This is a genomic window from Streptomyces sp. NPDC032822 (assembly GCF_055578825.1).
The window spans coordinates 39,255-51,797 of sequence record NZ_JBVIOL010000028.1 but is presented as its reverse complement, the minus strand read 5'-3'; the positions used below and the strand labels follow the sequence as shown (position 1 = coordinate 51,797).

Annotated in this window: 16 protein-coding genes and 1 pseudogene; 9 read left to right on the top strand and 8 right to left on the bottom strand. The window is 70.4% G+C overall.

Features of this window, described 5'->3' with window-relative positions; translation table 11 throughout:
• Positions 1-37: 37 nt before the first annotated feature.
• On the bottom strand, positions 38-220 hold the full coding sequence (locus ACZ5VD_RS40630) for a hypothetical protein (RefSeq protein WP_189845655.1): 183 nt from the start codon (positions 218-220) through the stop codon (positions 38-40).
• A 438-nt stretch (positions 221-658) separates the two neighbouring features.
• On the opposite strand from ACZ5VD_RS40630, the pseudogene ACZ5VD_RS40625 reads away from it, so the two are divergent.
• Both ACZ5VD_RS40625 and ACZ5VD_RS40620 read left to right on the top strand, forming a co-directional pair.
• Positions 659-763, top strand: a pseudogene (locus ACZ5VD_RS40625) (acyltransferase); the annotation flags it as partial.
• Between the two features lie 98 nt (positions 764-861).
• Positions 862-1,434, top strand: a complete 573-nt coding sequence (locus tag ACZ5VD_RS40620; protein WP_468555339.1) for a transcriptional regulator — start codon at positions 862-864, stop codon at positions 1,432-1,434.
• Between the two features lie 142 nt (positions 1,435-1,576).
• Here ACZ5VD_RS40620 and ACZ5VD_RS40615 read toward each other — a convergent pair whose 3' ends face one another.
• A complete protein-coding gene (locus tag ACZ5VD_RS40615) occupies positions 1,577-1,957 on the bottom strand; it encodes a hypothetical protein (protein WP_468685473.1) in 381 nt (126 codons plus the stop codon).
• 480 nt (positions 1,958-2,437) lie between these two features.
• On the opposite strand from ACZ5VD_RS40615, the gene ACZ5VD_RS40610 reads away from it, so the two are divergent.
• The 3 genes from ACZ5VD_RS40610 to ACZ5VD_RS40600 all read left to right on the top strand — a co-directional run bounded on the left by ACZ5VD_RS40610 (position 2,438) and on the right by ACZ5VD_RS40600 (position 5,429).
• Positions 2,438-3,211, top strand: a complete 774-nt coding sequence (locus ACZ5VD_RS40610) for a helix-turn-helix domain-containing protein (protein WP_468554840.1) — start codon at positions 2,438-2,440, stop codon at positions 3,209-3,211.
• A 16-nt stretch (positions 3,212-3,227) separates the two neighbouring features.
• Positions 3,228-4,418 (top strand): M20 family metallopeptidase, encoded by a 1,191-nt coding sequence (locus ACZ5VD_RS40605; protein WP_468554841.1) that lies wholly within the window; start codon positions 3,228-3,230, stop codon positions 4,416-4,418.
• A gap of 198 nt (positions 4,419-4,616) precedes the next feature.
• The gene (locus ACZ5VD_RS40600) at positions 4,617-5,429 is read left to right on the top strand and encodes a Scr1 family TA system antitoxin-like transcriptional regulator (protein ID WP_468685471.1); all 813 of its coding nucleotides are present in this window, start codon (positions 4,617-4,619) and stop codon (positions 5,427-5,429) included.
• Between the two features lie 26 nt (positions 5,430-5,455).
• Here the strand turns inward: ACZ5VD_RS40600 and ACZ5VD_RS40595 are convergent, their stop codons facing one another.
• From ACZ5VD_RS40595 to ACZ5VD_RS40570, 6 genes are read right to left on the bottom strand one after another with little or no spacing between them, the layout of a single operon-like run.
• On the bottom strand, positions 5,456-5,902 hold the full coding sequence (locus ACZ5VD_RS40595; protein WP_468554843.1) for a hypothetical protein: 447 nt from the start codon (positions 5,900-5,902) through the stop codon (positions 5,456-5,458).
• Between the two features lie 26 nt (positions 5,903-5,928).
• Positions 5,929-6,552 (bottom strand): 2OG-Fe(II) oxygenase family protein, encoded by a 624-nt coding sequence (locus ACZ5VD_RS40590; protein ID WP_468554844.1) that lies wholly within the window; start codon positions 6,550-6,552, stop codon positions 5,929-5,931.
• Positions 6,549-7,322, bottom strand: a complete 774-nt coding sequence (locus ACZ5VD_RS40585) for an aKG-HExxH-type peptide beta-hydroxylase (protein WP_468685470.1) — start codon at positions 7,320-7,322, stop codon at positions 6,549-6,551. Before ACZ5VD_RS40585 ends, ACZ5VD_RS40590 begins: the two co-directional genes overlap by 4 nt.
• Positions 7,229-7,981, bottom strand: coding sequence for a TfuA-like protein (locus ACZ5VD_RS40580; protein ID WP_468554846.1), 753 nt, complete (start codon positions 7,979-7,981; stop codon positions 7,229-7,231). Before ACZ5VD_RS40580 ends, ACZ5VD_RS40585 begins: the two co-directional genes overlap by 94 nt.
• Positions 7,978-9,207: a YcaO-like family protein gene (locus tag ACZ5VD_RS40575; RefSeq protein WP_468554847.1), complete on the bottom strand. Its 1,230-nt coding sequence runs from the start codon at positions 9,205-9,207 to the stop codon at positions 7,978-7,980. The genes ACZ5VD_RS40580 and ACZ5VD_RS40575 overlap by 4 nt, the downstream gene beginning before the upstream one ends.
• Entirely contained in the window at positions 9,180-9,962 is a 783-nt protein-coding gene (locus ACZ5VD_RS40570) for a hypothetical protein (protein WP_468554848.1), read from the bottom strand. Before ACZ5VD_RS40570 ends, ACZ5VD_RS40575 begins: the two co-directional genes overlap by 28 nt.
• 221 nt (positions 9,963-10,183) lie before the next feature.
• On the opposite strand from ACZ5VD_RS40570, the gene ACZ5VD_RS40565 reads away from it, so the two are divergent.
• From ACZ5VD_RS40565 to ACZ5VD_RS40550, 4 genes are all read left to right on the top strand, one after another.
• Positions 10,184-10,513, top strand: a complete 330-nt coding sequence (locus ACZ5VD_RS40565; protein WP_468554849.1) for a hypothetical protein — start codon at positions 10,184-10,186, stop codon at positions 10,511-10,513.
• 90 nt (positions 10,514-10,603) lie between these two features.
• Positions 10,604-11,359, top strand: a complete 756-nt coding sequence (locus tag ACZ5VD_RS40560; protein ID WP_468554850.1) for a class I SAM-dependent DNA methyltransferase — start codon at positions 10,604-10,606, stop codon at positions 11,357-11,359.
• Positions 11,356-11,961, top strand: coding sequence for a TIGR02466 family protein (locus tag ACZ5VD_RS40555; protein ID WP_468685469.1), 606 nt, complete (start codon positions 11,356-11,358; stop codon positions 11,959-11,961). Before ACZ5VD_RS40560 ends, ACZ5VD_RS40555 begins: the two co-directional genes overlap by 4 nt.
• A complete protein-coding gene (locus ACZ5VD_RS40550; RefSeq protein WP_468685467.1) occupies positions 11,958-12,539 on the top strand; it encodes a 2OG-Fe(II) oxygenase family protein in 582 nt (193 codons plus the stop codon). The genes ACZ5VD_RS40555 and ACZ5VD_RS40550 overlap by 4 nt, the downstream gene beginning before the upstream one ends.
• Positions 12,540-12,543 lie beyond the last annotated feature (4 nt).

Below are 12,543 nucleotides of genomic sequence, written 5' to 3'. Positions count from 1 at the left end.
CTGCTACCGAACGCCATCTGCTCCATCGGAACATGGCTCAGTACCGCTTCGTACGGTCGAGGACGTTGCCGCCGCACACCGGCGCAGCGCGGGACATCCGCCCGTCGGGATTGTCGCCGGTGCCGTGGCCCACGGCGGCCGGGTGGGCCGCGTCCGGTGCGATGGGCGACAGGCCGCCAGCCGCCGCGCCGAGCAACCGCAGTGAACGCGAGGTGCGCATGGTGAGTTCCCCGCCTCTGTCGGTGGTGGTCCGGCCGGGTGGGCCGGGCCTGCCGAGAAGACTCACCTGGGCCGCGTTCCGGCGACAATCGGTTTCGGCGTACCCCGAAAGTCCTCGGCGGGAGATTCGATCCGCCACCGGGTGGGTAGGGGGTCCAGCCGTTCCAGCCCTGGCTCTGTTTGACATGTTGCATGCCTACCAGGGGGCGTTGCCGGGCGGGTACCTGACAGATGTCAGGGTGGAAATGCCCGCCCCGGACGGCCGACGGTGTGAGTGGGCGTGTTGGTGGCAGCGGTTGTGCGTCAGCCGTGTTCGGTTGTTGATTGCCTGGTCATGCGCTGTGGGCGTGGGCTGGTCTGCTGTCATGAGGTGACCAAGTGGCTGCCGTTTAGTGGCTGGGGCGGGGCGGGTTGGCTGTCGTGGGGGTGGCTGTTCCTAGTGTTCCCCGAAGGCCGCGGCGTCACCGAAGTGAAGGTCAAGGACGTCTACACCGTCGGCACCGGCCCTGACACCGCCAACGAGCCTCCTGAGGGCGCCTCCTAGCGCCGTTCTCCCGCCCCGGCAGGCCCTCGCCGGGGCGGGAGAACGGCGCTCACGGCCCCGTACAGTGATCCACCAACCCGAGGGATTCGGAAGAGACCATGCCTGAGCGGAACATCGAGTTCGGCAAGTACGGCGCCCACGGCATCAAGGGCCACGAAGCCGTCGCCCGCCAGCTGGACGCGCTCGCCGGCTACATCGCCACCCCGATCACCGCCCGCCGAGGCCTGCTCGCCCGCCTGCACTACCTCACCCGCAGCGACCACGCCCGCCAGGCCGCCCGGGCCGCCGGACTGACCGTCACTGACCGCACCCTGCGCGCCTGGACGGCCGGCACCCGCACACCCTCCCGCCGCAACCTCGCCGCGATCGAGCAGGCCTACCGCACCGTGCGGCGCGAGAATGTCGCCCGCTACCTCACAGCCCGCCTCAACCGCGACGGCCGCGGCACCCGCGTGGAAATCCATCCGCTCAACCAGTCTCAGGTCGACCGGCCCCGCCAACGCGCGGTGGAGTTCCGCACGATGAACGTGCGCCGCTGGGACCGCATTGTCGGCGCATGGGCGGCCGGGAACGAGCGGGCGCTGGACGAGGCGTGGGTGGACCAGGTCGTCGACTTCGGCTCGCAGTGGGGCCAGTACGAATACGTCACCAACGTCGGCTTCGCTGCGTAGCAACGCTGGCTTGTAGGGGCTTCATGAGCTGCAGCTGTCGATCACGGGGCTCCCAGCTGCCCATCCCCACGAACGCCTCGGCACCTCGAAGCCCGCAGAACTCCCTGCCCGGACGACATCGCATCCGTACAACACAGAGGGTTCAAGCGCTGTCGTCTTCACGGGGGGTGAGGAGGGAAACGACGTCAGCGTCCGCGTGAACGCGTTGGACGTACTCGATACTGTGTGCCGGGTCGGAGGCGTAATCCAGTCGTTCTCGCTGCGTGCGCAGCCGCTCCTCACACACGTCGATGATTTCTCCCCAGGTGATGATGCGGATACTCACCCGGCCGTCGTTCTTGATGTAGCCATCGGGGTACTGCCACTGCACCACCTCGTGGATGGAGTTGCCGACCAGCCAGAACTCCCAGCGTGTTTCCTCATCGTGGCGGTAGCGCTCGTCCTGGGTGACGGCGTAGGCGTAGCTGTTGATCTGGGCGACTTCTGTTTCAGACAGCACCGTTCTGGGTCGCTTGAGCTCCACGACCAAGTGCTGCTTTGAGCGGCCGGTCACCGCAGAGCTACCATCACCGCACGACGTGAGTCCTCGTCAGCCAGCGTGTCACTCCAGGGCCAGTTCCGCCGGGCCGGTGGCTTCCCCCTCAGCTGGATCCTCAGCCTCCATCCAAGTCCGCAGTGCCTCCGCGGCGTTCCCACGCTGTGCTGGACGTGGCCCAGGCCGACGAGGCCTTCGTCACGGCGATCCACCCAATGAGCTGGATCAACTGGCTCGTTGCGGCGAACAGTTCGCGCCCGACTGGATCGGTGTACTTGCCGTCGAGCCAGCGCTGGACGTCGATCGTGAGGCAGCGCACCACGAGGTGACGAGCGTGACCGTCACGGTTTCGGAAGCGGCGTCGCCCAACTCTGTGGGCGAAGCGCAGGAGCCGTTCCAGGATTACTGGGAATACTGCGGACACGACGCATGCGTACCGTCGCGAAATTGAGAGGGAGGGGGGTGTCCGTGGCTGCGGCCACAGGTACGGACTCGACGCTCAAACGAGCCCGACTCGCGCTGAACATGACGTTGGAAGAGGCAGCGGACGCGTTGAACGCGATCACCGGCGGAGCTGCGGACGCGAGCTTGATGAGCGCGTGGGAGTCCGGGCGGCGGCGGACGGGCAAACGGAACCGTGCGGGCTTGTGCCAGGTGTATCGGGAGCGTCCGGAGGCGCTGTTCGCCCATCAGGACGGGGCGGCTGCCAGCGTGCTTGAGACCTCTGGAACGGCCGTGGTGGTCAAGGTACTTACCCGCTGGACTGACTTGGTAGCGGCGATGGCTGACGTTGCCGCCGGGGCACGCGAGCAACTGGTCGTCACCGGGTCCAGGTCGCGGGAGAAGGCCTATCTGGCGGCGATCGAGACTGCCGTGGCCCAGCACCCGGACCTGGTCCACTACCGCGTGTTATACGGGCCGCCCAGACACCGGGCGCTCGCCGATCACCTGTTGCGGCTGCTGGAGCTGCGTGATCCGTTGGCCCGCCGCAACGGCGTCAAGACGCTCCACATCGGGCTGGTGGAGCCGACCGAGGCGTTGGAACGGTTCTTCGTCGCCTCGGAGTCCGCCGCGGTGGTGCCGCTGCCGTCTTTTCACGGAGCGGACGGGTTCGACTGCGGAGTCCTGCTTAGCAGGGAGGCGGCGGTGGGCCTGGTCCACCATGGACGTGAGGCGTGCGCGTCCGCGCGGCCGGTGGAGACGATCGAGGCTGTGCGGGCGCTGCCGGTACGGCACAACTGAAGTGGTGGGGAGAGGCGTGAGTGAGAATCTTCAGCAGCCCGACAAGGCCCGTGTCGCGTCCGTCGTCGAGTTGGCCCAGGAACTGATCCGGCGGCCGAGCCGAGCCGGGTTCGATGATTATGGCCCGGTCCTTGGTGTGCTGGAGGACTGGCTTACCACCCGTGGTCTTCCGCACCGGCGCCTGCACGGTGATTCGAATGCCCTGGTGGGGTTGTTGGTTGAAATCCCCGGCGGGCGGCCGGGGAAGTGGTGGACGCTGGATGCCTGCGTAGACACGGCCCCCTACGGCGACGAGTCCGCATGGTCGTTCCCGCCGGCTTCCGGCGACATCGAGGCTGGATGGCTGCTGGGACGAGGGGCGGCTGATTCCAAGCTCGCCGCGGCGATGTTCTGCCACATCGCCGAGGACCTCGTCCCCCGGGTCGCGGAGCTGGGCGGCGGGCTCGCTGTGCTCCTGGACGTCGACGAGCACACGGGCAACTTCGGCGGCGCGCGGGCCTGCCTCGCCGACGGGGCCGCGGTCCGCCCCGCCGGGGTGATGATCGGGTACCCCGGTATGGAGGAGGTGGTCGTCGGCGGGCGGGGCCTGTGGCGGGCAGTTCTCACCGTGCACGCGCCCTCCGGGCATTCCGGATCCAGTAGGACCGTGGTCGGTGCGATCTCCCGCGCCGCGCACCTGGTTCATCTGCTCGATGCAGCCGAACTCCCTGGAGTAGAGGACGGCGCGGAGTTCCCGCTTCCGCCGAAACTGTCGGTCACCGCCTGCCACGGCGGCCAGGGATTCTCCGTCACTCCCGACCGATGCGACCTGAACGTGGACGTACGCACGACGCCCGGATTCGATGCCCACGATGCCGAGACTCTCGTCCGCAAAGCGATCGCCGAACTCGACGCCGAGTTGCCCATCCAGAGCCCGACCGAGATCAACCTGGTGGCCACGTGGCCCCCGTTCCAGCTCACCGACACCGAGCAGCCCGGAGCAGCTCTGCTGAACGCAGCCGCCGAAGCAGGCCTCACGGTCCGGCCGAAGACCGCAGGGCCCTCGAACATCGGCAATCTGCTGGCCGGAGAGGGCATCCCGGCAACAGCCGGCTTCGGAGTGCCGTACGAAGGGCTGCACGGCATCGACGAACGAGCCCACCTCGCCGAACTCCCCACGGTGTATGCCGTCTACCAGCGGGCGGTGCTCGGCCTGCTCGGCGGCTGAGGTCCCAGTCGCGTCCCAGGTTTTTCCCAGATCCGCTCCCAGCAAGTGCCCAACTCCGTCTCTGGGAAAGGGCCCTCGACGGCGGTGACATAGAGACAGCACCACCTCCAATTCCACCGAAGGCGGTCAGGCCGGTCACACGTCGGCCTGACCGCTCTCGGTGGATGGCGGCCGATGTACGGAGGGGTCTCCTTGTCCTTGGTCCATGACACCCGGCCGAGCGCGACGATCGCGCGCCTTCTGCTCGGCGACCAGCTGCACCAGCTACGCGCCGCGCGTCGTCTCACGCTCCAGACGGTAGCCAGGGCAACCTACTTGAGCGTGTCGAAGCTGTCGCGGATCGAGTGCGGCCGCCACCGGGCAGCCCCGGCGGACATTCAGCGGCTGATCGACCTCTATGAAACTCCCGGCGCCCTGCGCGGCCAGTTACGGAAGTGGGCCGCTCGGGCCCAGGACCGCAGCGTCTACCACTCGTTCGGCGACGTCACCGATGCCGCTCTTCGCGACTACCTCGACGTGGAACCCTGGGCGGTGCGCGCGGTGTACACGCCGAGCGTGATCCCGGCGGTGCTGCAGACCCGCCGGTATGCGCGCGAACTGCTCGCTGAGGTGAGCCAGGCGGAGGGCGAGCGGCGCCTGTGGCTGCTGGCCCTCCGCCAGCAGCACTTTGCCTGGCGCGGCGGCCCGCCCGTACGCGTCCTGCTGGGCGAGGGGGCCCTCACCAGCCGGATCGGCGGTCTCGAGGTGATGCGTGAGCAGGCCGCGCGGTTACGGGAAGCCGACGGCCTGGGTGTGGAAATTCGCGTGCTGCCCTCGCCGGTGACCGCCCTGATCGCTCCTGCGGGCGCGTTCGCTCTCGCCGTCCTCGGCGAGAGCGGCCTCACCATGACCGCCACGGAGGACGGCGCCGGGAGCCCGCGGTTAGTCCCGGACCGCGCAGGCCGGGCCACAGCCCGGTTCGAACAGCTATGGCACGGGTCCGCCGCCAGAACCATCGAACTGGCTGCGTAGCAGCCCATCCGAGTGGCAGGCAGACCTCATGCCGAGTCCGCGGTGAGGACCGTACGGTGCTCGCCGACGTGCACAGGGGCGATCTGCCAGGCCAGCCAGCCCGGTACGAGCACGAGCGTTCCGGGAACGGTGGGCACAGTGATCGGCCGGCCCCAGGGAAGGCCGGGCAGGGCGACGTTGGCGGCGCCGACCCGCGGGTCGTGGAGGATCACCGCGCCCGACGCCTCGGACGTGTCGCCGGCGAGCGCGTCGAGGACGACCAAGGCGAGCCACTCTCCGGTGCCATGGCGCAGGGCAGCGTGGAAACCTCCGTCCCACTTCTCGGTTCGCGAGCTCCACGGCAGGTCACGGCCGGAATGGCCGGGCGGCAGATAGCCGGTGAGCGAGTCGGGATCGGCAGCGAGTTGGGCCACGTCGCCGCCGGCGATCCGGGTGGTGTGTACGGGCGTGGACCACAACGTGGTGACGGACATGGTCTCTCCTTCGTCGCGGGAGGTGATCAGCTGCGGCGGAAGCCGACGTTGAAGGCGATGACCACGCGTTCCGCGTCGCCCTGATATGGGGTGACCCAGTGCCGCAGCCACGCGGGGAAGGCAACGAGTAGCCCAGGCTCCGGGCCGATGGTGTGCAGCGGGGGGCGGTCGGGTTCGCGAGCGGCAGCGGCGGGACGCGGGTCGACGAACTGCAGGAGTCCGGTGCCTTGTTGCATGCGCCCGGTGGAAACGTAGTAGACGCCGGACCAGGCAGCATCGTGGTGACTGTGGAGCTGGTGGATGCCGTCGGGACGGTAGACGACAGCCCAGGCCTCGGCGATCATCTCCGCTTCCCGGCCGGACGGGTCGCGGCCGGCGCCCACGTGGTCGTTGAGTGCCCAGGCCGCGTCGGTGATCCAGCCGCGGAGCCGCTCGATGGCGGGGTGTTCCCAGCGCAGGACGTCGGAGGAAGTCTTGTCGGCATTGCGCACGCCGACCGTGGAGGTCGGTGCGCTGCGGGTGCAGTCGAGGACGAGGGCACGCAGATCATCGTTGACGGCCGGGCCGTCGTCGACGGTGCGGGTGTACAGGGGGGTGTGCCAGAAGTCGCCGGTCAACGGCACGGTCGGGGTGGGGGCGGCGAGGGTCACGGGGTGGCCTCCAGGATCCGGTCGGCGAGGGCGTGTCCGTCAGCGGTGAAGTAGGGCCGGTTGGCGGTGATGAGGCCGTGGCAGCCGCGGATGTAGGCGGTGAGGTGGGCGAGGCGTCGGTCGCGGACGTGGGTGGGGACGTCGAGGAGCGGCCACAGGCGGGCGAGTCCACTGGTGACGTGGGCGGCGCCGAGGAGCTCGGCGGGGCTTCGGCCGCTGGTGCCGGAGGGCAGCGTGACCCGCCGGGTGCAGCCGGGCTGCTGGAGCGGGGTGAGCTCCTCGCACAGGTAGAGCCATTGGTGGAAGGTCTCGTGCAGGGTCTGCTCGGCGAGGACGGCCGGGTCGTCGAAGGCGGCGTCGGCGAGCAGGATGTGCTGGGGCCAGGCGAAGCAGGAGGCGCTGATGCTGCTGCGGCCGGCCGGCATCGGCAGGTAGGTGAGCGGCAGCGCCCGCAGGAGAGGGGCCCACGGCGGTATGAGGCGGGCGATGAGTTCCACCGTCGTCGGGATGGCCGCGCGCTGCCGGGCGGTGAGGGTGCCGGTGGGCAGGGGGAGGTTCAGGTCGAGGGAGCGGATCCGCAGGGCCTCGCCGGGTTCGAGGACGGCCGAGAGTTCTTCGGGGCTGGGGGAGGGGCGGGGGCCATCGCGTCGCGCGAGCCGGACGCAGGCCACGGCCGTCAGTAGTTTCTTCGGGGCGTGGCCGTCGTCGAGGAAGGGCCAGCCTCCGCAATGGGCGGGCACGAACGGGACAGTGTCGGTGGCTGTGTCCATGGGCGCTCCGTGAGGTAGTCGCGCAGGTCTCGGGTTTTCACGCGCAGGTCGGGCAGGCGCGGCAGGTGTGCACGGGCCGCGTCTGCCGCGGTGTCTCCGGCGGTGGTACGGATGGCGTCTATGAACGCTGGCTGCGACCGGTCGCCGAACCATCGGCCCGCCAGGAGTCCGATGGCTGCGGCAGCTTGGTCGTGATCGACGAGGCCCGCCCCGATGAGGTGTTCGGCGAACGCGCGCAGGTCGACCAGGGCTTCGCTGATGGGCTGGTAGTCGGGAGCGGGGCCGTGCAGGAGCGCGACCTCGTCGTCGGGGGCCTCGGTGGCCAGCAGATGGGCGAAGACCTGCCCGTAGCCGGTCATGCCGTGGGGGAGGAGTTCAGCGGCGCGCAGTGCCCCGATCGAGCCGAGTCCCGTGACGGTCCACCCGGCGGCCAGGGCGTCCAGGAGCTCGCGGTGCCCGACCGCGGGGACATCGTCGTAGCGCCCGTCGACCAGGGCGATGTGCCCCGGCGGCTCACGGGTGACCAGCACGTCGATGTGACCGCGGCGGGCCGGTGGCCGCACCCGTACGCCGTCCTGGTGCACCAACTCCGTGGGCAGACCGTGAGCGGTGGGCCCGACGAACAGCTCCACCAGGGCATCGACTGGTGGCGGGGTCATCGGTGCTTCCTGGCGTGCTCGGCGAGGCGGCTGCCGAAACGGCGGGTGAGGGGCGTGAAGTGCTCGGCGTGGGCGACCACGACGCGCACCACGTGGAAGGGAGCCGCGAGCGGCGCGAAGTCATGGACGCCGACCGGTCCGAGACCAGTTGCCTCTGTCGTGGCGAGAAGGTGCTCCAGTAGCTCCAGCGGTGACCGGCCGACGAGGGTGGCGTCAGGGGCGGGAAACGAGGCGGTCGCCTCGGGGCGGGCATAGCGCTCAAGCAACTGAGCCCGGCAGCGGGCTCGTTCGCCGGCGGTCATGGCCGCGTAGGTGGCGTAGCTGTCGGTCAGGTCGTGCCGGGAGCCCTGGATGTAGGTGAGGCGGGACTGCGCGGCTTCGGACAGGGCCCGCACGGCGGCGATCTCGGGGACAGGGTGGAAGCCGTAGCCCCCGTTGCAGTACAAGGGGTGGGCTCGGTCCGGGTCGTCGATCAGGCAGGCCATGTAGTGCCCGCCGTACGCGGGAAGCCACCGCAGCCACACGCCCAGGCCCGCCCGCCGGATCCGGTCATACAGTTCGGCGGGGCCTGGCGGCAGGCTGTCTGCGGCGATGAGGCGGGTGGTGTCGGCGACGCTCATCAGCGAGGTGAGATCGCGTTCGAGGACCTCGCACAGGCCGTGCAGGACCGCCTCGGAGCGGGTGTTGCCCGAGGCGAGCCCGGTGGTCGTGGAACCGAACCGGCCGTTCGTTGCCTCCGGAGGGCACGGCGTGAGGACGAGTTCGGCAGGGGCGGTGAACTCCCGCTGTCCGTTGGCGGAGGTCACGGTGATCCACGCGAGCGGCTCGTCGACGTCAACGGGCGGATCCAGACGGGGGCACCAGGCGCCGAGCTTCACCCCGTCTTCGGCCGCGATGGTCCGCGGCGAGGCCCACCGCAGCGGTGCGGACGGCGCGCAGAACTCGGCGACGGCCTGCTCGACGGCCTCCAGCAGCGCGCCGGCCCGTGCCTCGTGCGGGTGACGGCCCTTGCCGGCGGTCACCACCACGAGCGCGGCGTCCGGGCGCACCGCGCTGAACACGGGGATGCCGACCCGGTCCAGCCACGTGGTCTCGGCGACCCGGGTCACGCCCAGGCGCCGGGCGACCGGCCAGGCCCGCTCGCACGTCTCGGCCGCTGCGGTTTCGCGGACACTGCTGCTGAGCACCACCGTCCCGTTCACCGCGATACCTCCGCGCTGCTCCACGACGGCAGGAAGGGGCGGGGCTGGAGCGGGACTTCGGCGAACCAGGGATGCATGGCGAGAGGGCTGTGGCCGTTGTCGTCGAGGCCGAAGACGATGACTCCGGTGCCGCTGCGCCGGCCGGTTTGCAGGCACGGCAGCGGGTAGTCGGCCTCCACATGGCCCACGAACATCCGCTCCAGGTCCGGCAGCACGTCGGCGACCAGCTTCGGGCCGCAGGCCTGGCCGTTGTACGTGTCGTAGCCGAATCGCGGGTGTCCGATATCGAAGTCGTCGATGACGGCCACCGCAGTGCGCAGGGCGGTGAGTTCGGCCGCGAGCGGCCAGTCGGGCCCCCAGTGGGCGTCCAGGAACACCAGCGGGCGCTGCAGACCGGACAGCATCTGGGGCAGCAGGCCGGCGGAGTCGCCGCAGCCGACCTCGACGTTGGAAAACTCCGCCAGGCGGCGTCGGGTGAAGGCCGCCCGCCCGGCATCGAGGTCGCAGGTGCGGACCGGCAGGTGGGGGTAGGCGCGGGCGAGGTATTCCGTGGTGTCGCCGAGGTGGCAGCCGCTCTCCAGGAGACCGTCGCACTCGTAGTGGCTGATCAGCGCGTGGATCTGGAGGGCCGTGGTCACGTCGAATCCGAACGGGCCGCCGCCGCCCGCGAGACGGTCGAGCCCGCCGGCGCGAGGGGTGCGGTAGAAGGCGCTGAGCAGGTGCTGAACCGCTTGCTCATCCGGTAGCAGGGGCCGTTGCGGGGTGCGGGTCGCCGCCATGGGCACGCCTCCGTCTCGCCGGCCGCGCGCGGGCCGGGCACCCACTGAGCATCACCCGTCCAGGGCCCGGGACGGAGGTCCACCGCAGCAGACGCAATTGCACGTCCGCCCGGCAAACGTGCCCAAACAACCGCCTAGCGTGGCGAATTGCGCCTGTGCTCGGGTCGGGCCGCGGCTCTACGGTCACGGCATCCACCCCCACTGAGCAGAGGGAGACAGGCATGGACGAACCGGAGCAGCAGGCGGTGACCCGCTACACCACCGAGGAGGAGCGGCGGAACATCTCGGGGATCGTGCTTGACGCCGGCGACGTCGAGCACGTCATAGACCTGGTGGGCAAGGGTCTCGTCGGCGCGGCCGCGATGCACGAGGGCGCCGTCCAGGAGGACATGGCGCTCACGGCCAAGGTGACCGTGACGCTGACCCGCGGCGGGATCGCCGACGAGGACGGCAAGGTCGGCGAACTCGTCGGCACCGAGGAGGTCGGCGGGACGATCCGTGCCCGCAAGACCTTCCTCGACCCCGCGCTCGCCCCGAAGACCGACGGCTGACAACCCGTGGCCGGTGCTGCCCGGGCCGGGGATCGCCCAGCCCGGGCAGCACGCCCCGCTTCGACGACGATCACCCTCCGGGAGACTTGTGTGACCGACCACCGAGCACAACAGCAGGAGATGTGGGACGAGTGGGCGCCCCACTACAACGCCGAACACCAGGACCGCGACCCAGGCCCAGCCGCCGACTTCCTCGCGTCGGTGGCCTACGGCGGCCCGGCGCTGGAACTCGCGGTCGGCACCGGCCGCATCGCACTCGCCGTGGCGGACCGTGGCGTCAAGGTCGTCGGCCTCGACACCTCCCCCGCGATGCTGGAGGAACTCCACCGCCACCGCAGCGACCGGGCCGTGGAGACACGGGTCGGCGACATGGCCGAACTCGACACGGACGGCCAGCAGTTCGGGCTTGTCTATGTCGCCTTCTCCAGCTTCTTCTTCCTCATGACCCAGGCCCGTCAGCAAGCCTGCCTCACCCGCGTCGCACAGACCCTGGCACCCGGCGGACGGTTCGTCATCGAGGCGACCGTCCCCCGTGCCCCCGGACTCCTCGCCGGCCGTCAACAACTCGCCATCCGCGACCTCGCCGACACCCACCTGGCCCTGTCCGGCCACACCCACGACCCCATCGAGCAGATCATCCGCTTCCAGGAGATCCGCTTCGACCACAGCGGCACCCGGCTCCTCCCGGTCACCCTGCGCTACGTCCACCTCTCCGAACTCGACCTGCTCGCCGCAGCCGCCGGACTCACCCTCACCGACCGGTACGCCGACTGGCACCGCACCCCGCTCACCGCCACCTCCACCCAGCACATCTCCGTCTACACCCACGCCGGAGCACCCCAATGAGCACGCTCGCCGCGCCGCCCGGAACCTGGCACGTACGCGGTGCGACCCAGCAGATGTGGCCCACCCGGATCTACCAGCGCACCACGCCCACCAGCCCGGACACCGACATGCTCGCCCGGCAGATCCTCGACCGAGAGCACGCCGACACCTCGCTGTCCCTGGGCGTGGAGGGCGCCCGCAAGTCCGCGCCCGACATCCTCGCCTGGGATCTCCCGGCCATCGCCGCGCTCCACTCCTGGATCCGGGAAGCGGCCCTCGCGGTCACCGACGCCGGCCCCGACACCCCCCTGACCCTGGCGGGTTGGGCGGTGCACTACGGACAGGGCGGATTCCACGAGGTGCACGCCCACCATGACAGCGCTGTCTCCGGCGTCTACTACCTGCAGACCTCCGCCCGTGCGAGCGGCGCTCTGGAACTCTTCGACCCTCGCCCCGCCCGACTCGCCACCACCCCCCACGACGCATCCGAGCCGCGCACCGTCCACCCGCACCCGGGCCTGCTGATCGCGTTCCCCTCCTGGCTGCGCCACGCAGTCGCCCCCCACACCGCCGACACCCCACGGCTGTGCATCGCCTTCAACGTCACCGCGGAGGCGCCATGACCACCCTGAGCGCGCTGCCCGTCCCCGCCGGGCAGGCCACTCTCGATGACCTCTGGACCACACCCGTCTGGCTCGGCACGATCCAACCTGTCCTCGATCACGACCTGGTGCGCGCTCAGATGCTCCGGACCACCCACGGCGCCCAGGACATCGACCCCGGAGATATCGTCGACGTCGGCCAGGCCCGGGCGGCGTTCGGCACGCTCGCGCAGACCGCCCTCCAGGCTGGCGCCGACGAGGTCCGGCTGTCCGCTCAGATCTGGGGCGCGGACCACCGCGTCCCGCTCGCCTATGGACACACCGCCTGGACCGCGTGGTGCTACCTGGCCGTCGACGGCCATGCTCCCCACGACCGGTCCGGCGCCGTGTGTCTGCACGACCCGCGGGCCGGTTGCGACGCCGCCAGCGTGCCGGGCCTTCCCTGGGGCCGGGCCCTCACGCTCAAGGCCCAGGCGGGGCTCACTGTGCTCGCCCCCGGCTGGCTCGCACACTCCGTACTTCCTGTGAGTGCTGGTCATACCCTCGCCGCCCTCATGGCCCAAGCCGCCGGGAAGTCTGCCTTCGGCGAACCGGGGTGAAGGG